General features: G+C 58.0%; 20 protein-coding genes. 6 read left to right on the top strand and 14 right to left on the bottom strand.

Annotation, left to right across the window (positions count from 1 at the left end; translation table 11 throughout):
* Positions 1–8: 8 nt before the first annotated feature.
* From ACN9MW_RS01735 to ACN9MW_RS01710, 6 genes are all read right to left on the bottom strand, one after another.
* Positions 9–377 carry an ATP synthase subunit I gene (locus ACN9MW_RS01735; protein ID WP_090435673.1) on the bottom strand — a complete coding sequence of 123 codons (369 nt, stop codon included), beginning with the start codon at positions 375–377 and terminating at the stop codon, positions 9–11.
* Positions 378–640: 263 nt separating this feature from the next.
* Positions 641–1,528 (bottom strand): ParB/RepB/Spo0J family partition protein, encoded by an 888-nt coding sequence (locus ACN9MW_RS01730; RefSeq protein WP_426166982.1) that lies wholly within the window; start codon positions 1,526–1,528, stop codon positions 641–643.
* Positions 1,529–1,534: 6 nt separating this feature from the next.
* The gene (locus tag ACN9MW_RS01725; protein ID WP_055939498.1) at positions 1,535–2,305 is read right to left on the bottom strand and encodes a ParA family protein; all 771 of its coding nucleotides are present in this window, start codon (positions 2,303–2,305) and stop codon (positions 1,535–1,537) included.
* Between the two features lie 98 nt (positions 2,306–2,403).
* Entirely contained in the window at positions 2,404–3,048 is a 645-nt protein-coding gene (gene rsmG / locus ACN9MW_RS01720; protein WP_426166979.1) for a 16S rRNA (guanine(527)-N(7))-methyltransferase RsmG, read from the bottom strand.
* Positions 3,048–4,976, bottom strand: a complete 1,929-nt coding sequence (gene mnmG / locus ACN9MW_RS01715) for a tRNA uridine-5-carboxymethylaminomethyl(34) synthesis enzyme MnmG (RefSeq protein WP_426166977.1) — start codon at positions 4,974–4,976, stop codon at positions 3,048–3,050. The genes rsmG and mnmG overlap by 1 nt, the downstream gene beginning before the upstream one ends.
* Positions 4,977–5,134: 158 nt before the next feature.
* Positions 5,135–5,896: a TSUP family transporter gene (locus ACN9MW_RS01710; protein ID WP_426166975.1), complete on the bottom strand. Its 762-nt coding sequence runs from the start codon at positions 5,894–5,896 to the stop codon at positions 5,135–5,137.
* Between the two features lie 91 nt (positions 5,897–5,987).
* On the opposite strand from ACN9MW_RS01710, the gene ACN9MW_RS01705 reads away from it, so the two are divergent.
* Positions 5,988–7,145 (top strand): iron-containing alcohol dehydrogenase, encoded by a 1,158-nt coding sequence (locus ACN9MW_RS01705; RefSeq protein ID WP_426172092.1) that lies wholly within the window; start codon positions 5,988–5,990, stop codon positions 7,143–7,145.
* Between the two features lie 423 nt (positions 7,146–7,568).
* Positions 7,569–7,913, top strand: a complete 345-nt coding sequence (locus ACN9MW_RS01700; protein ID WP_426166973.1) for a hypothetical protein — start codon at positions 7,569–7,571, stop codon at positions 7,911–7,913.
* Here the strand turns inward: ACN9MW_RS01700 and ACN9MW_RS01695 are convergent.
* From ACN9MW_RS01695 to ACN9MW_RS01670, 6 genes are read right to left on the bottom strand one after another with little or no spacing between them, the layout of a single operon-like run.
* Positions 7,910–8,884 (bottom strand): branched-chain amino acid ABC transporter permease, encoded by a 975-nt coding sequence (locus tag ACN9MW_RS01695; RefSeq protein WP_426166971.1) that lies wholly within the window; start codon positions 8,882–8,884, stop codon positions 7,910–7,912. The genes ACN9MW_RS01700 and ACN9MW_RS01695 overlap by 4 nt on opposite strands.
* A complete protein-coding gene (locus ACN9MW_RS01690) occupies positions 8,885–9,769 on the bottom strand; it encodes a branched-chain amino acid ABC transporter permease (RefSeq protein WP_426166969.1) in 885 nt (294 codons plus the stop codon).
* A 5-nt stretch (positions 9,770–9,774) separates the two neighbouring features.
* The gene (locus ACN9MW_RS01685; RefSeq protein WP_426166967.1) at positions 9,775–10,971 is read right to left on the bottom strand and encodes an ABC transporter substrate-binding protein; all 1,197 of its coding nucleotides are present in this window, start codon (positions 10,969–10,971) and stop codon (positions 9,775–9,777) included.
* A gap of 26 nt (positions 10,972–10,997) precedes the next feature.
* Positions 10,998–11,702: an ABC transporter ATP-binding protein gene (locus ACN9MW_RS01680; protein ID WP_426166965.1), complete on the bottom strand. Its 705-nt coding sequence runs from the start codon at positions 11,700–11,702 to the stop codon at positions 10,998–11,000.
* Complete coding sequence (locus ACN9MW_RS01675; RefSeq protein WP_426166963.1) at positions 11,699–12,448, bottom strand: ABC transporter ATP-binding protein; 750 nt, start codon at positions 12,446–12,448, stop codon at positions 11,699–11,701. The genes ACN9MW_RS01680 and ACN9MW_RS01675 overlap by 4 nt, the downstream gene beginning before the upstream one ends.
* 18 nt (positions 12,449–12,466) lie before the next feature.
* Entirely contained in the window at positions 12,467–14,068 is a 1,602-nt protein-coding gene (locus ACN9MW_RS01670; protein ID WP_426166961.1) for a GMC family oxidoreductase, read from the bottom strand.
* Positions 14,069–14,375: 307 nt separating this feature from the next.
* On the opposite strand from ACN9MW_RS01670, the gene ACN9MW_RS01665 reads away from it, so the two are divergent.
* On the top strand, positions 14,376–17,351 hold the full coding sequence (locus ACN9MW_RS01665) for a bifunctional diguanylate cyclase/phosphodiesterase (protein ID WP_426166959.1): 2,976 nt from the start codon (positions 14,376–14,378) through the stop codon (positions 17,349–17,351).
* A gap of 223 nt (positions 17,352–17,574) precedes the next feature.
* A complete protein-coding gene (locus ACN9MW_RS01660; protein ID WP_426166957.1) occupies positions 17,575–18,279 on the top strand; it encodes a 5'-methylthioadenosine/adenosylhomocysteine nucleosidase in 705 nt (234 codons plus the stop codon).
* Here the strand turns inward: ACN9MW_RS01660 and ACN9MW_RS01655 are convergent.
* Positions 18,272–18,727, bottom strand: a complete 456-nt coding sequence (locus tag ACN9MW_RS01655) for an Lrp/AsnC ligand binding domain-containing protein (protein WP_028103394.1) — start codon at positions 18,725–18,727, stop codon at positions 18,272–18,274. The genes ACN9MW_RS01660 and ACN9MW_RS01655 overlap by 8 nt on opposite strands.
* A 212-nt stretch (positions 18,728–18,939) precedes the next feature.
* On the opposite strand from ACN9MW_RS01655, the gene putA reads away from it, so the two are divergent.
* Positions 18,940–22,569: a trifunctional transcriptional regulator/proline dehydrogenase/L-glutamate gamma-semialdehyde dehydrogenase gene (putA, locus tag ACN9MW_RS01650; protein ID WP_426166955.1), complete on the top strand. Its 3,630-nt coding sequence runs from the start codon at positions 18,940–18,942 to the stop codon at positions 22,567–22,569.
* 111 nt (positions 22,570–22,680) lie between these two features.
* A complete protein-coding gene (locus ACN9MW_RS01645; RefSeq protein ID WP_426166953.1) occupies positions 22,681–23,454 on the top strand; it encodes an REP-associated tyrosine transposase in 774 nt (257 codons plus the stop codon).
* 56 nt (positions 23,455–23,510) lie between these two features.
* Here ACN9MW_RS01645 and ACN9MW_RS01640 read toward each other — a convergent pair whose 3' ends face one another.
* Positions 23,511–24,479: a LysR family transcriptional regulator gene (locus ACN9MW_RS01640; RefSeq protein ID WP_426166951.1), complete on the bottom strand. Its 969-nt coding sequence runs from the start codon at positions 24,477–24,479 to the stop codon at positions 23,511–23,513.
* Positions 24,480–24,520 lie beyond the last annotated feature (41 nt).

Genomic DNA, 24,520 nt, shown 5'->3' with positions numbered 1-24,520 from the left:
TTTAATGATTAAATCTTGAGCAGCGACAGCCAGTAAGCCAGGGTTGCCACTACGAATCCCAGGATCAGCCATAACCAGGCGGCTGACTTAAACAGCACCAGTGCGCAAATAAACAGCACTGCCGTTACAAATACCTTCAGCATCTCGGCGCGGAAGTGCGTCCGAAATGCTTTCTTTGCATCATCGGTGCCGCGCGCTACCATCAGCGCGTAAATCAGGCTCCCGATCACTGCCATACCGCCGCCCACGGCTGCGGACCAGCCTTTTTCCACCCCGGCGAAAAGCGCCACGGTAGCGGAAAAGAGGACGGCGATGGTGAACTGCAGGGCAACTACTCGGAAAACTGGCCAGGCGATACTTCTTGAAGAATCACTCACTTGCCACCATTCCTTTAGACCCAAAGACACGGGATTATAGTTTGTTTACGTTGCCAAGGTCAAACGTGGTGCATCGCAAAAAGGCACTCAAACAACAAGAAATTCTGCCCAAAAAGCGTGCAAATGCAGATTACTCACAGGGTAATAGCGCGCCAGAATAGCGCAGCAGGCTGACAGGGAACTGTCAGCTCTGGTGCATGGCGCTCTTTCAAAACCGGTACGACAGTGTCTGACCCACAGGGTCAGACACTGGTTTACCGGTTTTAGCCGCGCAGACGGGCAATCACCCCATCCAGAATATCGAGATCCGCGAAATCGATAATCATCTGGCCACGCCCCTTGGCGCCCATTTTGAATACGACCGAGGTAGCCAGGGTATCGGACAGCTCCTCTTCCAGCCGCTTGATGTCGCCCGACTTTTCCTTCGCACGCGGCGCCGGTTTGGACTTAGCCTCTTCCATGTGGTTGTGGACAAGTTTCTCGGTTTCCCGCACCGATAGTCGTTTCGCTACAACAACATTCGCCAAAGCAATTTGTGATGCCGCATCGACAGCCAGCAAGGCACGCGCGTGGCCCATGTCGATATCACCTGCCATCAGCATGGTCTGCACTGGCTCCGCCAGGTTCAGCAGGCGCAGCAAGTTCGACACAGCCGAACGCGAGCGGCCGACTGCCTGGGCCGCCTGTTCATGGGTGAAGCTGAAATCGGTGATCAGGCGATGGATACCCTGCGCCTCTTCCAGCGGGTTCAGGTCTTCGCGCTGGATGTTCTCGATCAGGGCCATCGCGGCCGCGGTCGTGTCGTCCACGTCCTTCACCAGGACCGGCACAGTTTCTAATCCGGCAAGTTGTGCCGCACGGAAACGTCGCTCGCCCGCGATGATTTCATATTTGACATGGCCAGTCCCCTTGTCAATACCGACCGGTCGAACCAATAGTGGCTGGATGATGCCCTGGGTCTTGATCGACGAAGCGAGTTCCGCCAGGCCGCCCTCGTCCATCTGTGTACGCGGCTGGTATTTACCGGCTTGCAGGAATTGCACCGCCATTTCCGACGGCGTCGGATGGGAAGTTGGATTGGACGGATCTTCGTCGCCACCGAGCAGCGCGTCGAGGCCGCGGCCGAGGCCTTTCATTTTTTTAGTTGCCATCGTTGATTACATTTTCTTGATACGTTTAACCATCTCTGCGCCGAAGGCGATGTAGGCCTGCGCTCCTTTCGAGGTCGGGTCGAAGGTCACGCCCGGCATGCCGTAGGACGGCGCCTCGGCCAATCGCACATTGCGCGGAATGATGGTCTTGAATACTTTGTCGCCGAAGTGCTGCTCGAGCTGGGCCGAGACTTGCTGCGACAGCGTCATGCGCGGATCAAACATCACGCGCAGCAGGCCGATGATCTTCAGGTCCGGGTTCAGGTTGGCATGCACCTTCTTGATGGTGTTAACCAGGTCGGACAAACCTTCCAGCGCGTAGTACTCGCACTGCATAGGAATGATCACGCCATGCGCCGCGCACAAACCATTCAGAGTCAGCATCGACAGCGCAGGAGGGCAATCGATCAGCATGAAGTCATAGTCTTTGGCAGCCAGGCCCAGTGCGTCGCGCAGGCGGCGCTCGCGATTCTCGAGCTGCACCATCTCGACTTCGGCGCCGGCCAGTTCACGATTTGCAGGCAACACATCAAAGCCGCCCGCTTCCGAACGCACGCGTGCAGTCGCCACGTCGGCCGTGCCGAGCAAGACTTCATAAGTGGAAGCTTGGAGCGTCGCCTTGTTGATCCCCGCGCCCATTGTCGCGTTACCCTGAGGGTCGAGGTCAACAAGCAACACTCGTTGATTTAGTTTGGCCAGGCCGGCGGCCAGGTTCACAGTCGTGGTAGTCTTACCTACGCCGCCCTTTTGATTTGCTACACAGAAAATTTTGGCCATCGAGTTTTCTTATATGGTCTAAATCGTTTATTCGGTATAAACCGTTTATACTATTTATTTCGTATAAACGATTAAAATTATTTATACTGTTTAGCCAGTTACGCCCTGCCGATGAAAACCAGGTGACGCTGTGCATCCAGTCCTGGTACTTGCAAAGGCTGTAGCTCGTTCACTTTCCATGGGTCCGGCAGTCGCTCTCGCTCCTCTGCCGGCGCCGTGCCTTTCAGGGCTATGAATCGACCGCCCTCTGCCAGCAGGTGCCCGGACCAGTTCACAAAATCGCTGAGGTCCGCAAAGGCCCGCGAGGTGATGACGTCGTAGGGCGTCTTGACCTGCAGTTCCTGCACCTTCTTTGTGTACACCGTTACGTTGCCAAGTTCCAGCTCTGCTTTGACCTGATTCAGGAAGGCCGTCTTTTTGTGGACGATGTCGATCATCGACACTTTCATCTCCGGCCTGGCAATCGCCAGCACTACGCCCGGCAATCCGCCCCCTGCCCCGACATCCAGCACATTCTGCGCATCCGTGAATGCCGGCACTGCTGCCAGCGAATCCAGGACGTGCAGGGTCATCATTTCCATCGGGTCGCGGACGGCCGTCAGGTTGTACACCTTGTTCCACTTGTTCAGCAGGGCCAGGTAGTCCAGCAGTTTTTCCTGTTGTGCTTCGCTCAGGCCCAGGTCCAGCTTTTCGACGCCATTCTTCAACACGTGCGCCAACGCGGCGCGATCAAATACCGCCATCAAGCCGCCTCGTCTTTCAGTGTGACAAAGCCGCCGTAACCGGCTTTCTTCAGGTGCACCAGCAGCAGCGAAATCGCCGCCGGAGTCACGCCCGAAATACGCGAAGCCTGGCCCAGGGTTTCCGGACGATGCTTCTGCAGTTTTTGCCGCACTTCCATCGACAACGCCGTGATCTCGGCGTAGTTGAAGCCTTCCGGCAACTTCAGGTTTTCGTAGTGCTCGTGACGCTCGACTTCACGCAACTGGCGATCGATATAGCCCGAGTACTTCAGGGTAATCTCGATCTGCTCCATCACTGCCTCATCGGTGACGCCGGGACCTGCCAGCGGCTGGCCTTCATTGCCGGTCATGGTCATCAGCTTTTCATAGCCGACACCCGGACGGCGCAGCAGGTCTGCCAGCGAGTATTCGCGTTCGATGGCCTGGCCAATCACGCGTTCCGACTCGGCTGCCGCCAGAATGCGTGGGTTGACCCAGGTCAATTTCAGGCGCTCCAGTTCCTGCGCCACGGCCTCGCGTTTGCGATCGAATGCTTCCCATTGCGCGTCGCCAACCACGCCGAGCTTACGCCCGATTTCTGTCAGGCGCATGTCAGCGTTGTCTTCACGCAGGCTCAGGCGGTATTCAGCACGGCTGGTGAACATGCGGTATGGCTCTTGCACGCCCTGAGTCACCAGGTCATCGACCAGCACGCCGAGGTAGGCTTCCGAACGGGCTGGCGTCCAGGCTTCTTCGCCCTTGGTTTGCAATGCCGCATTGATACCTGCCAGCATGCCCTGCGCTGCCGCCTCCTCGTAACCGGTGGTGCCGTTGATCTGGCCGGCGAAGAACAGGCCATTGATGGCTTTGGTTTCCAGCGAAGCCTTCAAGCCACGCGGGTCGAAATAGTCATACTCGATGGCGTAGCCCGGACGCAGGATGTGCGCGTTTTCCAGGCCCTTCATCGAACGCACCAGCTCGATCTGCACATCGAATGGCAGGCTGGTCGAGATTCCGTTCGGGTAGAACTCGTGGGTCGTCAGGCCTTCCGGTTCCAGGAAGATCTGATGCGATTCCTTGGCCGAGAAGCGGTGAATCTTGTCTTCAATCGACGGGCAGTAACGCGGGCCAACGCCCTCGATCACGCCGGTGTACATCGGGCTACGGTCCAGGCCGCCACGAATAATATCGTGGGTTTTCTGGTTGGTATGGGTAACCCAGCACGGCAACTGTTGCGGGTGCATGGAGGCATTGCCCATCACTGAAAACACTGGCACTGGGTCCAGGTCGCCTGGCTGTTCGGTCATTTGCGAAAAGTCGATGCTGCGGCCATCGATGCGTGGCGGCGTACCGGTCTTCAGGCGGCCTTGTGGCAGCTTCAATTCTTTCAGGCGTGCCGACAGCGAAATCGCTGGCGGATCACCGGCACGGCCAGCCGAGAAATTCTGCAGGCCGACGTGGATCTTACCGTCCAGGAATGTGCCAGCGGTCAGCACGACAGCACGGCCCAGGAACTTCAAGCCGATCTGGGTGACGGCGCCAACGACGCGGTCGCCCTCCACCATCAGGTCGTCTACAGCCTGCTGGAACAGCCACAAGTTGGGCTGGTTTTCCAGACGGTGGCGAATAGCGGCCTTGTACAGGATACGGTCGGCCTGGGCGCGAGTCGCGCGCACGGCAGGGCCTTTGGAGGAATTCAGGATACGGAACTGGATGCCCGACTCATCGGTTGCGATGGCCATGGCGCCACCCATTGCGTCGACCTCTTTGACGAGGTGGCCTTTGCCAATGCCGCCAATGGATGGATTGCACGACATCTGACCCAGCGTCTCAATGTTGTGGGTCAACAGGAGAGTCTTCTGGCCCATGCGGGCGGAAGCGAGGGCCGCCTCGGTACCGGCGTGACCACCGCCGACAACGATAACGTCGAATTCAGTTGGAAATAACATGGTAAAAATGGGGGAAAGCTGGGGATCGAACTGAATTATAAAGTTTTTTCGACCGTGCGAATTTTTTGGGCAGGATTTTTTTGATCGAAATGTTTCACGTGAAACAAAAGAGGGCGCCGTTTGGCACCCTCTTCAACATTGTTTCACGTGAAACACTATCACTTAATCCATGCGTCATAGCCGGTTTTGACGATCAAAAGCACCACTACGACCAGGAACAGGCGGCGCACAAACTCACTCCCATGCTTCAGCGCCAGTTTGGTACCCAGCACAGAGCCAACCACCTGGCACACCGCCATCATCAAGCCGAGCTGCCAGATGATGTGGCCAGTGAATCCGAACAACAGGATTGCCGCCACATTACACGCCACGTTCACCACCTTGGCAGCCGCCGAGGCGCCGAGAAAGTCGAAGCCAAAGCTGCGAACGAACAGGAAGACCAGGAAGCTCCCGGTGCCAGGGCCAAAGAAGCCGTCATAGAAACCAATCCCCGCACCGACCAACACCGCCAGCACCCTCTCCTTGGTACCGGTGTGCAGCGGAGCGTGAACACTGCCCAGGTCCTTGCGATAGAAGGTATAAACGGCCACCGCCAACAGCACAAATGGCAGCAGTCCTCGCAAGAAGTCAGGCGGAATCCTGGTGACGGTATAGGCTCCGAGGAAGGCAAACAGGAAAGCCGCGATCGCCGCCGGTGCCACGGTCGTCCAGGCGATTTGCGTGCGTCGCGCATAGTTCACTGCCGCAGCGCTGGTCCCGAATACGCTGGCAACCTTATTGGTTCCCAATAGCGTCGCTGGCGGAGTACCGCTCATCGCCGAGAAGAGAGCGGGAATCTGGATCAGTCCGCCGCCTCCAACTACCGCATCCACAAAACCTGCCGCGAACGCAGCCCCAGCCAACAAACCATACTCGACCATCACCCCGCCCCAACTGATTCAGAAACGTAATATTGTAAGCCGGAACTCAACAGGGCGCCCGAGGCTGGTGTAAGCTCCCCTGATGAACCAGATCACCTCTTTCAGCTTCGCGACCGTTCCCGTAATCCTGTCTGCCCCCGGCGCGACAAGGGACTTGGGCAAGGAACTTCGCGCACGGTTCCCAAACCTCCGCCGCGTGCTGCTCGTTACCGACCAAGGGTTCCTGCGCACCGGACTGGCCGAAGCACCGATCGCCAACTTGCGCTCGGCAATGTTTCACGTGGAACAATTTGCGGACGTGGTAGCTGATCCGCCCGAACACGTGATCGAACAGGCACTCGCACTCGCCCGCCAGAACGAGACCGAACTCGTCATTGGTCTCGGCGGAGGGAGCTCAATGGATGTTGCCAAGCTGGTCGCCGTGCTCGCCGACAGCCCGCAATCACTCGCAGAAATCTACGGCATTGGCAATGTCCGCGGAACGCGCCTACCCCTGGTCCAAATCCCGACGACCGCCGGCACCGGTTCCGAAGTCACCAACATCTCCATCGTGACCACCGGCGCCACCAGCAAGATGGGCATCGTCGCTCCTCAACTCTTCGCCGATATGGCGATACTCGATGCCGAGCTCACCATTGGCTTGCCCTCTGCAGTAACCGCAGCAACTGGTATCGACGCAATGGTTCACGCCATTGAAGCCTACACCAGCAAACACAAGAAGAATCCCCTCTCCGACGGCCTGGCCCGCCAAGCCTTGAGCCTGCTATCACGCCACCTGATCCGCGCCTGTGAGAACGGACACGACCTGGCTGCACGTCAGGCCATGCTGCTCGGCGCGATGCTGGCTGGTCAAGCCTTCGCCAACGCGCCCGTCGCGGCAGTCCACGCCCTAGCCTATCCGATCGGCGGCGTCTTCCATGTCCCGCATGGGCTATCGAACTCGCTGGTGTTGCCCCACGTGCTGCGCTTCAACGCAGAGGCATGCGCCGAGCAATATGCCGAGCTGGCGACAATTATCGTTCCCCACACCGAAGGCAGCCCCGCAGCGCGCGCCGAAGCACTCGCTGTTGCAATGCAACAATTCGCCATCATCACGGGGCTGCCTCGCACGCTGCAGCAAGTCGGCATCACCGCCAGCGACCTCGACCTGCTGGCCGATGAGGCCATGAAGCAAACCCGCCTGCTCGGCAACAATCCACGACCGGTCACACGCGACGACGCCCACGCACTATACAAATTGGCGCTCTGAAATAACACGGCCCTCAACGATATAATCCGCGTTCCTTAACGCGCGGATACTTCACATGGCCAGTCGGTCGTTCCTTCTACTTCTGATTTCGCTAATGGCCGGAACCGCCGCCGCAGGCGATGGAATTGACGGGCGCTTCGGCCGCACTGAAGTTCGTTATGTCGCCACCAAGCCGGCGGTTTTCACAACGGACAAAGAGCATTCGCCATCGACGACGCCGATGACGCAGCAATCCTCCGGCTTATTCCAGAAGCCACGAAGGACTTCGTCCTCGTCCGCTCCTGGCAGCCGGCCCACGAATGTCCAGCCGCTTTTCGCTTACTCAGCATTCAATCCAAGGCGCCGCTCCAGGTCTCTCCCCCTTTCGGCGCCTGCACCGAAATCGCAGGAATCAGCTTCGCTGGCCAGTATCCTGTCGTCCATTTGCGCCAACCCGGCGGGGGGAAAATTGAGCAGATCACGTGGAGGGATGGGAAGATCTACGAGCTGGCAGCGGTAAGCCAAGCGTGTTTCGCGAAGCACGAACAAGCGAACGAAAAGAGCAGCCGGCTGCTTGCAGCCCTTATCGCGGCAGGCGACGGGAGACTGCAATTCCATTCTGCACCGGACGAGCGCTGCGAAATCGCCGGCACCTTCGTGGTGCCGGGCGACCGGCTCGAGGCATCCCGCATTCACGGCCGTTATACGCTGGTCTTCTACCAGCATCCGAAAGCTGCGAGAGTCGCCGCCGGCTGGGTCGATAGCTCCCGCCTCAAACCCGCCAACTAGGCCTTGCGCTTCTTCGCTTGCAGGTAAAGGATCTCCCCAACGATCCCTTTGCGGAATAACAGGACGCAGGCAACGAAGATAAAGCCGACCACCAGGCTGACCGCTTCGCCAAGTGTGGAGAACCACTCGATACCGGTGGCTCCGGCAATCATGGTGCCGAAGTCGCCGAGCTTGTTCTCCAAAGCGATGATCAGAATCGCGCCGATGATCGGCCCAACCAGCGTGCCCATGCCGCCGACAAGGGTCATCAAAATCACCAGGCCGGACATCGCCCAGTGCACATCGGTCAGCGTTTCAAAGCCCAACACAATCGACTTGGTCGCACCAGCCAGCGCGGCCAGCGAGCCGGAAAGCACGAACGCCGCGAGCTTGTACTTGTCCACGTCATAGCCCAGTGAGATCGCTCGCGGCTCGTTCTCCTTGATCGCCTTCAGCACCTGTCCGAAGGGCGAATGCACGGTGCGCATGATCAGGGCAAAGCCCGCGATGAAAATCCCCAGGACCACGTAATACATCGTCAGGTCGCTGCCCAGGTCCAGCACCCCGAGCAGCTTGCCGCGCGGAATACCCTGCAAGCCGTCTTCGCCGCCAGTGAAATCGGTAAAGCGCAGCGCCGCGAAATACACCATCTGCGCCAACGCCAGCGTAATCATCGAGAAGTAAATCCCCTGGCGCCGAATCGCCAGGCCGCCCATAACCAACCCGATCACCGCACCGGCCACCACGCCAACCAGCAAGCTCAGTTCAAACGACAGCCCCCAATTCTTCAGAGCGTTGCCCGCAAAGTAGCCCGCCGCCCCGAAGAAGGCTGCATGGCCAAACGACAGCAACCCCGTAAAGCCGATCAGCAGGTTGAACGCGCAGGCAAACAATGCGAAGCACAAGAGCTTCATCAGCAGCACGGGATAGCCGACAAACGGCGCCCCCAGCGCCAGCACGAATGCGATGGAATAGCCCAGCTTCTTGTTCATTTAACGTTCCTTGCCAACCAGGCCAGCGGGGCGCAGCAATAAAATGATGACCATCACCAAAAATACGACCGTGTTGGCGAATTCGGGATAAAACACTTTCGTCAGCCCCTCGATCACGCCGAGCGCCAGGCCGGTCACGATCGAACCCAGGATCGACCCCATGCCCCCGATCACCACAACGGCGAATACGACGATAATCAGGTTCGACCCCATCAAGGGTGTCACCTGTTGGATTGGAGCCGCCAGGACGCCTGCAAAGCCCGCCAAAGCGACGCCGAAGCCGTAGGTCAGGGTCACCATCAAGGGAACGTTGATCCCGAACGCTTCCACCAACTTTGGGTTCTCGGTGCCGGCGCGCAGGTAAGCGCCCAGTTTCGTCTTCTCGATCACGAACCAGGTCACCAGGCAAACCACCAGGGAGGCCAACACGACCCAGGCGCGGTAATTCGGCATCACCATGAATCCAAGGTCGGTCGCCCCCTGCAAGGCCTCGGGCGTTTCAAACGGCTGCCCTGAAACCCCGTAAAACGAGCGGAATCCGCCTTCGATCAGCAGGGTCAGCCCGAACGTCAACAACAGCCCATAGAGATGATCAAGCTTGTACAGGCGACGCAGCATCGTCCTTTCGATCACCACACCCAAGACACCCACGATCAACGGCGCCAGCAACAGCACGCTCCAATAGCTCATGCCGAAGTAGGTCATGCCGATCCACGCGAGGAAGGCGCCCATCATGTACATGGCGCCGTGCGCGAAATTGATCACATTCAGCAGACCGAAAATCACGGCAAGGCCGAGGGACAGCATGGCGTAAAAAGAGCCGTTGACGAGCCCCAGCAAAAGCTGGGACATCATCATCGGAAGCGGGCGGCCGAAGATTTCCATCTAGCTTACTTCCACAGGGCACACTTGGATTCAGCCTTCGACATATAGGCCTGGTCGCCAGGAATCGTCGCAGCGACCTTGTAATAATCCCAAGGATACTTGGACTCCGACTGCTTCTTCACTTCCATCAGGTACATATCGTGCACCATGCGGCCGTCCGGCCGGATCACGCCATGGGTGGTGAAGACATCCTTGATGGTGGTCGATTTCAGTTTCGCCATCACCTTGTCCGAATCGTCCGTGCCCACGGCCTTCACCGCAGCCAGGTATTGCGATGCGGCAGAATAATCGCCCGCCTGCAGCATCGACGGTTCCTTCTTCATCTTCGCGAAGTAGCGTTTTGACCAGGCGCGCGTGGTGTCGTTCATGTCCCAATACCAGCCGTCAGTCAGGTACATGCCGGCGGTGGCATTCAGGCCAAGCGAGTGGATGTCGTTGATGAACACCAGCAGGCCTGCCATCTTCATCTTCTTCGACACGCCGAATTCATTGGCTGCCTTCACCGAATTGATAAAGTCGCCGCCGGCATTCGCCAGGCCAAGCACCTGCGCTCCCGAGGATGAAGCCTGCATCAGGAAGGACGAAAAATCGGTCCCAGGGAAGGGATGGCGCACATTGCCCATCACCTTGCCGCCCGACTTGTTGACCACCTCGCTCGTGTCCTTCTCCAGCGAGTGGCCGAAGGCGTAATCGGCGGTCAGGAAGTACCAGTTCTTGCCGCCCTGCTTGACCATGGTGCTGCCGGTACCACGCGCCAGCGCCACCGTGTCGTAGGCGTAGTGCACGGTGTAGGGCGTGCATTCTTCATTGGTCAGGCGCGAGGAGCCGGCACCAACCACCATGAAGACCTTCTTCTTGTCTGCGGCCACTTTTGCCATTGCCAGGTTGGCGCCGGAATTTGTGCCGCCAACCAGCATGTCCACGCCCTGCTGGTCGAACCACTCGCGCGCCTTGGAGGCGGCGATATCGGCCTTGTTCTGGTGGTCGGCAAAAACAAATTCGATCTTCTTGCCGTTGATCGCACCTCCGGCATCGGCAATCGCCATCTTGATCGCTTCGGCGCCGCCCTGCCCGTCGATGTCTGAGTAGACGCCTGACATATCGGTAATGAAACCGATCTTGATGGTGTCGCCGGAAATCTGGGCGTGCGCGCTACCAAAGGCGCAAAGGGCTGCTGCAAAGGCAATGGCGTTGCGTTTCATAGTGTCTCCGTTTTCAGTTTTGATATTCAAACGCCCAGCAGCTCGGTCAATACCGGCATGCGGGCGTCCAATTCCGATGACGCAAAACTCTCAACAATCCGACCGTGTTCCATGACATAAAACCGATCCGCCAGCGGTGCCGCGAACCGGAAATTCTGTTCGACCATCACAATCGTGTAACCCTTGGCCTTCAGCGTGCGGATCATGCGCGCCAGCCCTTGCACGATAACGGGCGCCAGCCCTTCCGAGATTTCATCCAGCAGCAGCAGGCGCGCACCGGTGCGCAGGATGCGCGCCACCGCCAACATCTGCTGCTCGCCGCCGGACAAGCGCGTGCCCTGGCTCGTTCGGCGCTCCTTCAGGTTCGGGAACATCTCGTAGATTTCTTCGACCGGCATGCCCTGCCCGGTCTTCAACGCCGGCGGAAGCAGCAAGTTTTCCTCGGTGGTAAGCGAAGAAAAAATGCCACGCTCTTCAGGACAATAGCCGACTCCCAAGTGGGCAATCTTGTGCGTCGACAAACCGATCGCTTCCTGGCCATTGATGCGGATCGAACCCTTGCGCGTTCCGGTCAAGCCCATGATGGCCCGCAGCGTCGTGGTGCGGCCGGCGCCGTTACGGCCAAGCAGCGTCACCACTTCGCCGTGGTTCACGTTCAGGTTCACGTCATGCAGGATGTGCGACTCGCCATACCAGGCCTGGAGCTGGCTGATCTCCAGCGCGGCCGTCATGCTTCGGTTCCCATATAGGCTTCCATCACTTGCGGGTTCTTCGACACTTCTTCATACGGTCCTTCCGCCAGCACCGCCCCGCGCTGCAGTACGGAGATGCGGTCGCAGATGCCTGAGACCACGCTCATATTGTGTTCAACCATCAGGATCGTGCGCCCGGTGGAAACCTTCTTGATCAACTCGGTAACGCGGTGCACGTCCTCGTGGCCCATGCCCTGGGTTGGTTCGTCGAGCAGCATCAGTTCGGGCTCCATGGCCAGCGTCGTGGCGATCTCCAAGGCGCGCTTGCGGCCATAAGGCATGTCGACCGTCAGCGTATCGGCGAACGAAGCCAGGTCGACCTCGGCCAGCAATTCCATCGCGCGGCCATTCAAGCGCTCCAGCGTGCGTTCGCTGCGCCAGAAATGGAAGGTCGTACCCAGCTTGCGCTGCAAGCCGATGCGCACATTCTCGAGCACGGTCAGGTGAGGGAAAACTGCGGAAATCTGGAAGGAACGAATCACGCCCATGCGCGCAATCTGCGCCGGCTTGTGCGAGGTGATGTCCTTGCCGTTAAAGAGAATCTGGCCCGAGGTGGGCACCAGGAACTTGGTCAGCAGGTTGAAGCATGTCGTCTTGCCGGCGCCGTTCGGACCGATCAAGGCGTGGATATGCCCTCGCTGGACTTGCAGGTCCACGTTGGCGACAGCGGTGAATCCCTTGAACTCCTTGGTCAAACTCTTTGTTTCCAAGATGAAGTCGGACATTGCGTCTCCCCGGTTTTGCTAGATCATACACAAAAGCGCTGCCTTTTCCGCAATCATGATTACCGGGGAATTCGTGTTACCGGAAGTAATGGTGGGCATCACCGAGGCGTCGGCGATGCGCAAGCCGCGCACGCCGAGAACCCGCAATTCGCTGTCAACCACGGCCGAAACGTCGTCAGCGCGACCCATTTTGCAGGTGCCGACCGGGTGGAAAATCGTGGTCCCGATGGACCCCGCAGCCTCGGCCAACTCCTCGTCGGTGCGAAAATGCACACCGGGTTTGCATTCTTCCGGCCTGTATTTCGCCAGCGCAGGCGCGGAAACGATCTTGCGCGTCAGGTTCAGCGCAGCCGCGGCCACGCGCCGGTCTTCGTCAGTACTCAAGTACATCGGCGTAATTTTCGGCGGCGCGTATGAGTCGGCCGAAGCGATGCGCACATGGCCGCGCGAGGTTGGGCGCAGGTTGCAAACGCTCGCGGTGAAAGCAGGGAAGTCGTGCAGCGGTTCGCCAAAGCGCTCCAGCGAGAGCGGCTGCACGTGATACTCCAGGTTAGGCGTGGCTTGCTCAGGACCCGACCGTGCAAAAGCGCCCATCTGTGAAGGCGCCATCGACATCGGCCCGCTCTGGAACAGCGCATATTCAAGCCCAATGCGTGCCTTGCCCAACCAGCTTGAAGCCAGGGTGTTCAATGTCCGCGCGCCCTGGACTTTGAATACCATGCGCAGCTGCAGGTGATCCTGCAGGTTGGCTCCGACGCCGGGCAAATCATGCACCGGCTGCACGCCTGCCTGCGCCAGCATGTCTGCAGGGCCGATGCCGGACAGCTGAAGAATCTGCGGCGTACCGATCGCTCCAGCCGCCAGCAGGGTTTCACGCGCCTCCGCGTTCCAGCGAGTACCACCGCCGGTGAATATGACGCCTTTGCAGACACCCTCCTCCAGCACCAGTTTTTCAACGTGGCAGCCCGTCATCAACGTCAGGTTGGGGCGCCCGGTCGCGGCTCGCAAAAAAGCTTTCGCAGTATTCCAGCGGATCCCGCGCTTCTGGTTCACCTCGAAATATGAACAGCCGAAATTGTCACCGCGGTTGAAATCGTCTACCTTCGGGATGCCTGTCTGTTCCGCAGCATCGCGGAACGCGTCAAGAATGTCCCAACGCAAGCGCTGCTTTTCAACACGCCATTCGCCGCCGGCGCCGTGGAAATCCGAAACGCCGCCGTGATGGTCTTCGCTCTTGCGGAATAGAGGCAAGACTTCCGACCAGCGCCAGCGTGGATCGCCGCATAGCTCGGCCCACTGGTCGTAATCGTTAGCCTGGCCGCGCATATAGATCATGCCGTTGATCGAAGAACTCCCGCCAAGAACCTTTCCGCGCGGGTAAATCAAGCTGCGGCCGCCCAGGCCCACATCCGGTTCGGTGCGAAACAGCCAGTCCGTACGCGGATTATTGATGCAGTGAAGGTAACCGACCGGGATGTGAATCCAGACGTAATCGTCCTTTCCTCCCGCTTCGATTAATAGCACCTGGTTTTTTGGATTTTGCGTGAGGCGATTCGCGAGAACACAGCCCGCCGTCCCTCCGCCCACGATGATGTAGTCAAACTGGCCCGCAGATTCCAAGCTTTCTCCTGGTCCGAAGCTGTGGATAACGCTATGAATATCCACAGGCATCGTTTGTGAGTAAACAAGACTTCCCGAAAACCGCCCAAAATTGTCCAAAAACAGTCCGCAACTCACGCAAGGTTTACGCGCCTGCTTATACAGCCCGTAAACCCCTGATTTTTCTCCGCAAGGTGCACTTATCCACAGAAAGTCGGGGTTGTTAACAACCATTACTACTTTGTATACACACTAATCTAACGTAAACAAAACTCTCCACCTATACTGAACAAGCAAGTTGTTCCATGCAATTCGCCTGGAGGGGCTCTTGTCGACCACCGAAGCCTATCGACGCTTTCGCAGGCGATTGCTCGTCACCATGACGATGCTCGCCCTGCTCGCCACGGCAGTCGTCGCCTGGCAACTCGCATCTTCTGCAAGCGATCGCGAACAAGCTATTCGTAAGCAAACCCAGCACTACGCACGAGCTATCGAAGCGCACGTACTCAGCACAATCCAGCTATCCGACATTGCCCTGCTAGGCTTTTCGAATGCAATCAAGGTCGCCCCGTATACGCCACAGACAATCGATAGCTTGCTCTCCTCGCGCGGTGCATTCTTCGGAAGCAATTTTTGGATCACTTTCCTGGATCCGAATGGCTATGCAGCAGCCAGCTCGCGCGATATCGCCGTCAAAGGCGTGAACTATGCTGATCGGGACTACTTCCAAGCCCAGCTCAAGCCAGGAAACGGGCTGTTTATTGGAGAACCAACCATAGGCAAAGTCTCAAAGTCGCGCCTGTTCTTCCTGAGCCGCAGGGTTGAAGACGCTGATGGCAAGTTCCTGGGAGTGATTGTCGCCCCGGTGGATGCCAGCAATCTTGCCGAGACTTTCGAAAACTCACGCCTGAGCGAAGACGTGACAATCACTCTGTTCCACACCAATGGACATATCGTGGCTCGCGCACCACTTTTTGACCAAACCTTTAACCGAGATATCCGAGACTCAAATGTCTATCGCGCCTTCGGCAGCAATCCAACTGGCACAATTAACACCGTCAGCCCTATCGACAAAAAATCCCGCATCGCCAGCTACCGCAAATTGCCGAACCTTCCCCTGGTGGTCACTGTCGGAAATTCCAATGTCGGCCTTGCTCTGATTTCACAACGCCAATTCCTGATTGCCGGCGTCGCACTATTCCTGATTTTCACGCTGATCCTGGCCGCCATCGTCTATGCCTTGCGATCCTTTGCTGCAGCCGAAGAACGCGAACGCCGCTACCGGATCCTCTACGCAACATCGACCGAAACCGAAAAAAAACTGGCTAGCAGCGAACAGCGCTTACGCCTGATAGCCGACAATCTGCCAATCGTGATCGCGTACATGGACCGCGACGAACATTACTCCTTCAAGAACCGGCGCTTTGCTGAAATTTACGGCAATGGTGAGGAACTGCAGCAAGTCTTGCCGCCAGAGTTGTACGCCGAAACCAAACCACATCTCGAACGCGCCTTTGCCGGCGAAACTGTCCATTTCGAACGCGGTATGCAGCGTAAAGACCAGGAGCGCTGCGACGCCATCACCTACGTGCCCGATCGTGACGAATACGGAAATGTCATTGGCCTCTTCGTCATGGCGGAGGACATCAGCGAGCGAAAGCGTCACGAAGAATCCAGCAAACTGGCCACCCTAATGTACGAAAATGCCTCCGAAGGCATGATGGTGACCGATGCCGAAGGCCGAATTCTTTCCGTAAATCCGGCGTTCTCCCAGATCAGCGGCTACGCCTCCGAAGAAGTCATTGGCCATCTTGCTTACGAACTGACTTCCAGCCACCAGAACATCAAGTTCTACAGCCGCATGCGGCAAACCATCACCCACACTGGCTACTGGGAAGGGGAAATCTGGCACCAGCACAAGAATGGCGACCATTATCTGGTTTCGCTGCGTTTCAACACTGTGTTCGATGACAACGGTAACCCGCTGCGACACGTCGCCCTGTTCACTGATATTACGAAGAAAAAGGCCACCGAGGAAGCGATCTGGAAACAGGCTAACTTCGATAACCTGACAGGACTACCCAACCGGCGTATGTTCAATGACCGCCTGCGCCAGGAGATCAAAAAAGCAGCGCGCGACCAACTGCCGATGGCGCTGATCTTCATCGACCTGGATGGATTCAAAGCCGTCAACGATACGCTTGGCCACGACTTTGGCGACATCCTGCTCAAACAAGTGGCGGAACGCCTGCACGAGTGCGTACGCAATACCGATACCGTAGCCCGCCTTGGAGGAGATGAATTCACAGTCATACTCAGCGAGCTCAAAGAGCCCGGCGATGTAGTCAGGATCGTGCAGGAAATCCTGCATAGCCTGTCCAGGCCCTTCCAGCTCAAGCACGAAATCGCCCATATTTCAGGCAGCGTAGGCATATCCCTGTTTCCGGACGACGGCGACGATGCTGAAGTGCTCATCAAAAATGCAGACCAGGCGATGTATCTCGCGAAACAGCAGGGCCGGAACCGCTTCAACTACTTCGCGCCCTTCATGCAGGAAGCCAGCCAGATGCGTATCGAACTGGCCAAGGAGTTGCATAGCGCTTTAAAAAACAAGGAATTACGGCTTCTGTTCCAGCCAATCCGCCACCTCGCCACAAACAAAATCGAAATGGCGGAAGCGCTCATTCGTTGGGAACATCCCCAGCGCGGTTTGCTTAAACCAGCCGAGTTCATCGGCGTTGCCGAAAATACCGGCATCATCGCGGCCATCGGAGAATGGGTCTTCCAGGAAGCAGCAGCCCTGGCAGCGAGCTTCGGCAATGACTTCAAGGTTTGCGTGAACAAATCAGCCTGGCAGTTCCGCCACGAAGCAGTAGGCGTCGAACATTGGTTGGAATTGCTGCGCGAGCAGGCACTTTCACCCCGCTCGATGGTGATTGAAATAACCGAAGGCTTGCTACTGGAAGCGAACCGCGAAGTCGTGCATCGCATGGAGTCGCTCAGGGACGCCCATCTCCAGATATCCCTGGACGATTTTGGCTATGGCTACTCGTCCCTCAACTTCCTGAAGCGTTTCAAGATCGATTTCCTCAAGCTGGACACCAGCTTCAGCGACAACCAACTCCTGTGCGAGGCAATTGTCGCCATGGCCCATAGACTCGACATCAAAGTCATCGCGGAAAAGGTCGAAAACGAGGCCCAACTGGAAATTTTGATCGCTGCAGGATGCGATTACGGCCAGGGATACCTGTTCGGAGTGCCAATTTCTGCTGAAAAACTACACCACCTGTTGATAAGTCAATGAATATCCACAGGATCGAATGTGTGTAAACACCGTTTTTGAGTTCACGCACAAAATTTGTTCAGAACTCGTCCGGTTTACATGCAGTTCTTGTCCAGCCAGTTCTACAATTCGTAAACTTCTGATTCTGTGGATGTTAACAGCTTTATCCACAGACAGGGTCGCGTTTACTATCTACTACTATCCTTTCGTATACAACTTTAAATAAATAGAGGAAAACTCGCGCATGCGTCTCGGGATCATCTCCGCCTTGGCAGAAGAACAACAAGGTCTACTGGAAGCCATGGAGAGCCCCTACAAGCTCATTCACGGTAAGCGTGAGTACACGGCCGGAAAACTCTGGAAAATCGATTCTGTGGCTGTTTTATCGCGAATTGGCAAGGTCGCTGCTGCTGTGACTGCTGCAACACTTGTGGAGAAGTTCAACGTTACCCACATCATCTTTACCGGCGTTGCCGGTTCTGCAGACCTGGGGGTTCAAGTTGGAGATGTTGTCGTCGCGGATTCCCTGGCACAACATGACTTTGATGCCAGCCCGCTGTTTCCACGCTTCGAAATACCGCTGACCGGGCTTTCACGCATGCCTACAGATCGCGAATTGAGCCTGAAACTCAGCCTGGCTACACGCGAATTCCTGCAAAACAACGCACTGGTGCACCGCGGCCTGATCGGTAGTGGAGATCAATTCATCAAGGACAGGGCCCATCTGGGAGCCTTGAAAGACGCACTGCCTGATCTATTGGCAGTCGAAATGGAAGGCGCAGCAGTTGCCCAGGTTTGCCACGAACTGGGAATACCGTTTGCCATCATGAGGACGATTTCCGACAACGCCAACGAAGAAGCGGCGACGGATTTCATGCACTTCGTGCAAACCGTCGCCGCTCGCTACGCCTATGGCGTCATCCAGAATTTCTGCAAATCGCTTACTTGATCGGCAGTTTGGTAGTGTTTTTCACTTCTTCCATCACCGCATAAGTGTGGGTCTCGCGCACCCCCTTCTGCAGCAAAGTTTTCCCAAGGAACTCGCGGTAAGCCGCCATGTCTTTCACACGCGCCTTGACCAGGTAGTCAAAACCGCCGGCAACCATATGGCATTCCAGGACTTCGGGAATGAGCTGGACACTGTGTTTGAAGGCATCAAACACCTCCGGCGTAGTACGATCCAGCACGACTTCAATGAACACCAGCAGCGAAACATCCAGTAGCTGCGGGTTCAGCTGCGCCGTATACCCCATGATGTAGCCGGCCTCGTGCAGCTTTCGCACCCGCTCAAGGCAAGCGGCAGGTGACAGGTTCACTCGCGCAGCCAGTTCCACATTGCTGATCCGGCCATCGTTCTGCAACTCGGCCAGAATCTTCTTACTGATCTTGTCCAGCATTACATCCCCACTATTAATTTTATTCGGTCAAATTCTCTCACCAAAAACTATCTATTGCTAGTAATAAGTATTACCAGAATTAATCCGAGCGATTCCGCCGTACAATCGAATCATTAGTTGCACTGCACAACACGCCCGCGCAAACAGGGTTTGCCGGGCGTGTTTTTGTGTCAACGCCCAGCTTTTTTACATACTAGCCAATAGAGACATTCATGCATCTGAACACCACTCCGTTCGCCGCACTTCAAGCAGAAATCCTGCGCGATCCCACTCCGCTGCGCAGCGCCATCACCGCTGCGTACCGCCGCGACGAACAAACTGCCGTGCAATGGCTTCTGTCGCAAATTAACGTCGGTTCCCCGGAAACTACGCAAGATGCACAGTCCCTGGCCAAGCGCCTGGTAACCGCTGTTCGTGAAAAACGCACCCGTTCCTCCGGTGTGGATGCGCTGATGCATCAATTCTCGCTCTCGTCCGAAGAAGGCATCGCCTTGATGTGCCTGGCCGAAGCACTGTTACGTATTCCTGACTCCGCCACCGCCGACCGCCTGATCGCGGACAAGATTTCCAAAGGCGACTGGCGCAAGCACCTGGGCGAATCGCCTTCCCTGTTCGTGAATGCAGCGACCTGGGGCTTGCTGATTACTGGCAAACTGGTCAGCTCCTCCAGCGAAGAAGGGCTCGGCTCGGCGATCACCAGCCTGATCGCCAAAGGTGGCGAACCGTTGATCCGCAAAGGCGTCGACCTGGCGATGCGCATGCTGGGCAACCAGTTCGTCACCGGCCAGACGATCGATGAAGCAATCAAGAACGGCAAGGACAACGAAGCGCGCGGCTATCGTTATTCTTACGACATGCTGGGCGAAGCAGCGCTGACCGAAGCCGATGCAGCCAATTACTACGCCGCTTACGAAAAGGCGATCCACTCCATCGGCAAGGCATCGAATGGCCGCGGCATCCGCAATGGTCCAGGCATTTCCGTCAAGCTGTCCGCACTGCACCCGCGCTACAGCCGCGCCCAGCGCGAACGCGTGATGACCGAACTGCTGCCGCGCCTCACCGCCCTGGTCAAACTGGCCAAGGGCTACAACATCGGCCTGAATATCGACGCCGAAGAGGCCGATCGCCTGGAGCTGTCCCTGGACCTGATGGAAGCAATGGCCTTCAATCCTGAACTGGAAGGCTTCGACGGCATCGGCTTCGTGGTGCAGGCCTACCAGAAGCGCTGCCCATTCGTGATCGACTACCTGGTCGACCTGGCAAAGCGCAGCGGCCGCAAATTCATGGTGCGCCTGGTGAAAGGCGCCTACTGGGATGCTGAGATCAAGCGCGCCCAGGTCGATGGCATGCCTGGCTACCCGGTCTATACGCGCAAGGTTTACACCGACGTATCGTACCTGGCTTGCGCACAGCGACTGCTGGCAGCAAGCGACGTGATCTACCCGCAATTCGCCACCCACAATGCCCAAACGCTGTCCACGATCTACACCTGGGCCAAGCGCGACGGCATCAACGGCTACGAATTCCAATGCCTGCACGGCATGGGCGAGACCCTGTACGACCAGGTGGTCGGCGCAGAAAACCTCGACAAGGCTTGCCGCATTTACGCACCGGTCGGCTCGCACGAAACCTTGCTCGCCTACCTGGTACGCCGCCTACTGGAAAACGGCGCCAACTCCTCGTTCGTGAACCAGATCGTCGACGAAAGCATTCCGGTTGACTCCCTGATCACCAATCCGATCGAAGCCGCACGCAAACTGAATGGCGTACCGCACAACGGCATCGCACTCCCGCTGGACATGTTCGGCGCAGAACGCAAGAACTCCGCCGGTATCGACCTGTCGAACGAGGACGTGCTGCGCGAAGTTTCGCTGGCGCTGGCACAACCGCGCAGCTGGACCGCCGGCCCGCTGCTCGCAGTTGACGCCATTGCTGGCCAGGTTGCGCAACCTGTCATCAACCCAGCCCGCAAGGACGACGTCGTAGGTTCGGTGACCGAAGCCACTGCAGATGACGTCAACAACGCCCTGAACGCAGCCAGCCAATTCGCCATGGATTGGCAAACCACCGAACCATCGCAACGCGCCGCCTGCCTGGATCGTGCCGCCGACCTGTTCGAAACCCACAAACTGGAGCTGATGGCGCTGGCCGTGCGCGAAGCCGGCAAATCGCTGCCGAACGCAATTGCCGAAGTGCGTGAAGCAGTCGACTTCCTGCGCTACTACGCAGTGCAAGTGCGCGGCAGCACCAACACGCTGGCGCTGGGCCCTGTGACCTGCATCAGCCCATGGAACTTCCCGCTGGCGATCTTCACGGGCCAGGCCGCCGCAGCACTGGCAGCGGGCAATGTGGTGCTGGCAAAACCAGCCGAACAAACGCCGCTGATCGCGCAACGCGCAGTAGAACTGCTGCACGAAGCCGGCGTACCGCGCGCAGCGCTGCAATTCCTGCCAGGCCGCGGCGAAGTGGTTGGCGCAGGCCTGTGCAACGACACCCGCGTAAAAGGCGTGATCTTCACCGGCTCCACCGAAGTGGCGCAGCTGATCAACCGTACCCTGGCCAAGCGCTCGGTTGCTGAAAATGTGGACATCCCGCTGATCGCAGAAACCGGCGGCCAGAATGCGATGATCGTCGACTCCTCCTCGCTGCCGGAACAAGTGGTCGGCGACGCGATTTCGTCAGCCTTCGACAGCGCTGGCCAGCGCTGCTCCGCGTTGCGCGTGCTGTTCCTGCAAGAAGACATCGCCGACAAGACAATCAAGATGCTGAAAGGCGCGATGAAAGAGCTGCGAATCGGCTCGCCAGACCGCCTGGTGACCGACATCGGCCCTGTGATCGACAAGGAAGCGCAACAAAACCTGCTATCGCACATCGAAAAAGTACGCGCCCACGCCAAGGCCAGCTTCTCCCTGGAAGTACCAGGCGCCGACGCCGGAACGTTCGTGCCGCCGACGGTGCTGGAGATCAGCTCCCTGTCCGAGCTGACCAAGGAAGTGTTTGGCCCGGTGATGCACGTGATCCGCTACAAGCGTTCCGAACTCCCGAAAGTGATCGAGCAAATCAACGGCAGCGGCTTTGGCCTGACCCTCGGCGTGCACTCGCGCATCGACGAAACGATCGACTACATCACCACCAGCGCACACGTAGGCAACATCTACGTCAACCGCAACATCGTCGGCGCCGTGGTGGGTGTGCAGCCATTCGGCGGCGAAGGCAAATCCGGCACCGGCCCGAAAGCCGGCGGCCCGCTGTACCTGAAGCGCCTGCAGCGCGGCGCTGTCACGCTAGAGCGCCACGAGCGCCAGGGGGTGCCTGCAATCGACTCGCTCGCCGCATGGGCCAAGGCACAAGGCAAGAGCCGCCTCGCAGCGCATATCGAAAGCTACGCACGCACCACGCCAGTGGGCAGCCTGACGGTCCTGCCAGGACCGACGGGTGAGCGCAATACGCTGGCCTACGTCCCACGCGGCAATATCGCCTGCTTCGCCTCGCACACCGACGTGCTGCTGAACCAGATTGCAGCCGCCCTGTCGACCGGCAATCGCGCCCTGATAGTAGATGGTTCGTTGCCGGCAGACCTGCCAGGAGACGTAAAAGCCGTGATCCAGACAGTAGCCGCCGCCGACATGTCAAAAGCCGACTTCCAGATCGCCCTGGTGGAATCCAGCCTCGGCGCCAAGTTGCGCCCAGAACTGGCCGCACGCGACGCAGCGATCGTATCGGTCATCGACACGACGGAAGAAGGCGACATCCCGCTGTGGCGCCTGATTGCCGAACGCGCCCTATGCGTCAACACCACCGCCGCCGGCGGCAACGCCAGCCTGATGACCCTCGACGCCTAACTACGGCTCACTTCGTGTCACACCTTGGGGTCACACCCCAAGTGTGACACGGGCTCAACTGTTTGATTTTCCTCAGCATGCACGGCATGTTCAGATGCTAGCGTTGCAGTTATGAGCCGCGCCCCCCGCATCGTATTTCCTGGAGCGATCTACCACGTAACTTCGCGTGGGAATCGTCGTGCTGCCATTTATCATGACCGGCGCGATCACCTGATTTGGCTCGACACATTGTCTGAAACCGTGGACAAGCACGAGCTTAAGGTATATGCCTTTTGCCTGATGCCGAACCACTATCATTTGTTGATAGAAACGGTTCAAGCCAATTTGTCGGCCGCTATGCTTCAGCTGAATTCCTCTTACTGCCAGCACTTCAACCATCGGCACGGATTAACCGGTCACGTTATCCAAGGCCGCTTCCACGCGGTCAACGTGGCAAGAAGTGAGCAAATGCTCGCAGTGGCCCGCTATATCAGTCTCAATCCCGTACGGGCAAAACTCGTACATGATGCCGCCGATTGGCCTTGGAGCAGTCATCGGTACTATCTCGCCCTTGACGATGCGCCCGGTTGGCTCGAAACCAGCTGGCTGCTCTCGCAATTTGGATCAGGGGACCGGAGCCAAAGAATCGCCGCCTACCAGGAGTTCGTCGCGAATGGGATCGATCTACCCGATCCACTGCGCTTTCATAAAGAACGTCCCAATCCGCAATCGGAAGATGCTCAATCCTTAATCACCTTCGCTTCGATTTACCCAGACCGCGACGAAGCCATGGCGCGTGCGTTTCAAACCGGCGCCTACACGCGCGGGCAAATCGCAAACCACTTCGAAGTATCAATACGGACAGTCGCGAGGGCAATCGACCGTTTTCTGCCAAACAGCCGATGAGGCCGTGTCACACTTGGGGTGTGACCCCATGGTGTGACACGAGCCCGGCTGTAGGCTTAGTAGGTGTCGTTTTTGGGATTGGTGCCGGGGGCGGTCTTCTGGGCGACCGAGTTCATGCTCTCGAGGTGGCTGCGCAGCCATTTGTGGGCTGGGCTGCGGGCGTCGCGTTCGTGCCAGAGCATGTCCAGGTGTACGGCTGGGAGCTGGAATGGCAGCTCTTTGTAGATCAGCGCATCTGTCATGCCAGTGGAGGCGATCAGGTGCTTCGGCAACACGGTGATCAGGTCGCTATTGGCCACCACGCGGCCAGCGGTGAAGAACTGGTTCACCGTCAGCAGGATGCGGCGTTCGCGCTGAATCTGCGCCAGCGCTTCGTCGACCAGGCCATGCGCACGGCCGGAAAAGCTGACCAGCAGGTGGTTGGCCCCGCAGTAGTTATCCAGCGTCAGGTCTTGCTTGGCCAGCGGGTGCCCGCGCCGCATCACGGCCACGTAAATCCCGGAATACAGGCGTTCATGGCGAATCGGTGAGCTCGGTTCGCTCATCAACTGCGCTGCGACGCCAGGGAAGAAGCCGACCGCCAGGTCGATATCCCCGCGCAGCAGCATCGGCCGCGGCTCCCGCGTTGTCAAAGGGACCATGCGGATGTTCACGCCTGGCGCTTCGCGTTCAATCGAGCGCATCAGGGAAGGCAGCCAGAACGCGGCCGTTGCATCGGCCATCGCCATGCGGAACGTGGCATGGGTCTTGGACACGTCAAACGTGCCCGGCGTCACCGCAGCTTCCAGCGAGGCCAGTGCGCTGCGGACTTGGGGCCACAGCGCTTCCGCCCTGGGCGTCGGCTTTACGCCATAGGCCGTGCGGATCAGTAAGTCGTCGCCCAGGCTTTCGCGCAGGCGCTTGATGGCATTCGACACCGCCGGCTGCGTCATGGCCAGGTGGCCGGCAGCGCGCGTCAGGTTCTGCTCAGTCATTACCGCGTCGAAAACGCGCAGCAGATTCAGGTCCAGGGTCAGAAAGCTCATCGGTCATTCACACCAATAATGATTGTTATGGAGAAACGGAA

Origin of the sequence: Pseudoduganella sp. R-34, assembly GCF_049904655.1 — a bacterium.
In the GTDB taxonomy this organism is placed as follows: Bacteria; Pseudomonadota; Gammaproteobacteria; order Burkholderiales; family Burkholderiaceae_D; genus Rugamonas.
The sequence above is the reverse complement of the archived record's forward strand: the minus strand, read 5'-3'. Positions and strand labels throughout refer to the sequence as shown.

What these genes read in the sequence shown, in the direction of transcription:
- ACN9MW_RS01655 (WP_028103394.1), bottom strand. Translation starts at nt 18,727, where the DNA reads ATGCTGGACAAGATCAGTAAGAAGATTCTGGCCGAGTTGCAGAACGAT.
- rsmG (WP_426166979.1), bottom strand. Translation starts at nt 3,048, where the DNA reads ATGGCGGTATTTGATCGCGCCGCGTTGGCGCACGTGTTGAAGAATGGC.
- ACN9MW_RS01660 (WP_426166957.1), top strand. Translation starts at nt 17,575, where the DNA reads ATGCGTCTCGGGATCATCTCCGCCTTGGCAGAAGAACAACAAGGTCTA.
- ACN9MW_RS01730 (WP_426166982.1), bottom strand. Translation starts at nt 1,528, where the DNA reads ATGGCAACTAAAAAAATGAAAGGCCTCGGCCGCGGCCTCGACGCGCTG.
- ACN9MW_RS01680 (WP_426166965.1), bottom strand. Translation starts at nt 11,702, where the DNA reads ATGACGGCCGCGCTGGAGATCAGCCAGCTCCAGGCCTGGTATGGCGAG.
- ACN9MW_RS01695 (WP_426166971.1), bottom strand. Translation starts at nt 8,884, where the DNA reads ATGAACAAGAAGCTGGGCTATTCCATCGCATTCGTGCTGGCGCTGGGG.
- putA (WP_426166955.1), top strand. Translation starts at nt 18,940, where the DNA reads ATGCATCTGAACACCACTCCGTTCGCCGCACTTCAAGCAGAAATCCTG.
- ACN9MW_RS01725 (WP_055939498.1), bottom strand. Translation starts at nt 2,305, where the DNA reads ATGGCCAAAATTTTCTGTGTAGCAAATCAAAAGGGCGGCGTAGGTAAG.
- ACN9MW_RS01640 (WP_426166951.1), bottom strand. Translation starts at nt 24,479, where the DNA reads ATGAGCTTTCTGACCCTGGACCTGAATCTGCTGCGCGTTTTCGACGCG.
- ACN9MW_RS01710 (WP_426166975.1), bottom strand. Translation starts at nt 5,896, where the DNA reads ATGGTCGAGTATGGTTTGTTGGCTGGGGCTGCGTTCGCGGCAGGTTTT.
- ACN9MW_RS01675 (WP_426166963.1), bottom strand. Translation starts at nt 12,448, where the DNA reads ATGTCCGACTTCATCTTGGAAACAAAGAGTTTGACCAAGGAGTTCAAG.
- ACN9MW_RS01685 (WP_426166967.1), bottom strand. Translation starts at nt 10,971, where the DNA reads ATGAAACGCAACGCCATTGCCTTTGCAGCAGCCCTTTGCGCCTTTGGT.
- mnmG (WP_426166977.1), bottom strand. Translation starts at nt 4,976, where the DNA reads ATGTTATTTCCAACTGAATTCGACGTTATCGTTGTCGGCGGTGGTCAC.
- ACN9MW_RS01645 (WP_426166953.1), top strand. Translation starts at nt 22,681, where the DNA reads ATGAGCCGCGCCCCCCGCATCGTATTTCCTGGAGCGATCTACCACGTA.
- ACN9MW_RS01690 (WP_426166969.1), bottom strand. Translation starts at nt 9,769, where the DNA reads ATGGAAATCTTCGGCCGCCCGCTTCCGATGATGATGTCCCAGCTTTTG.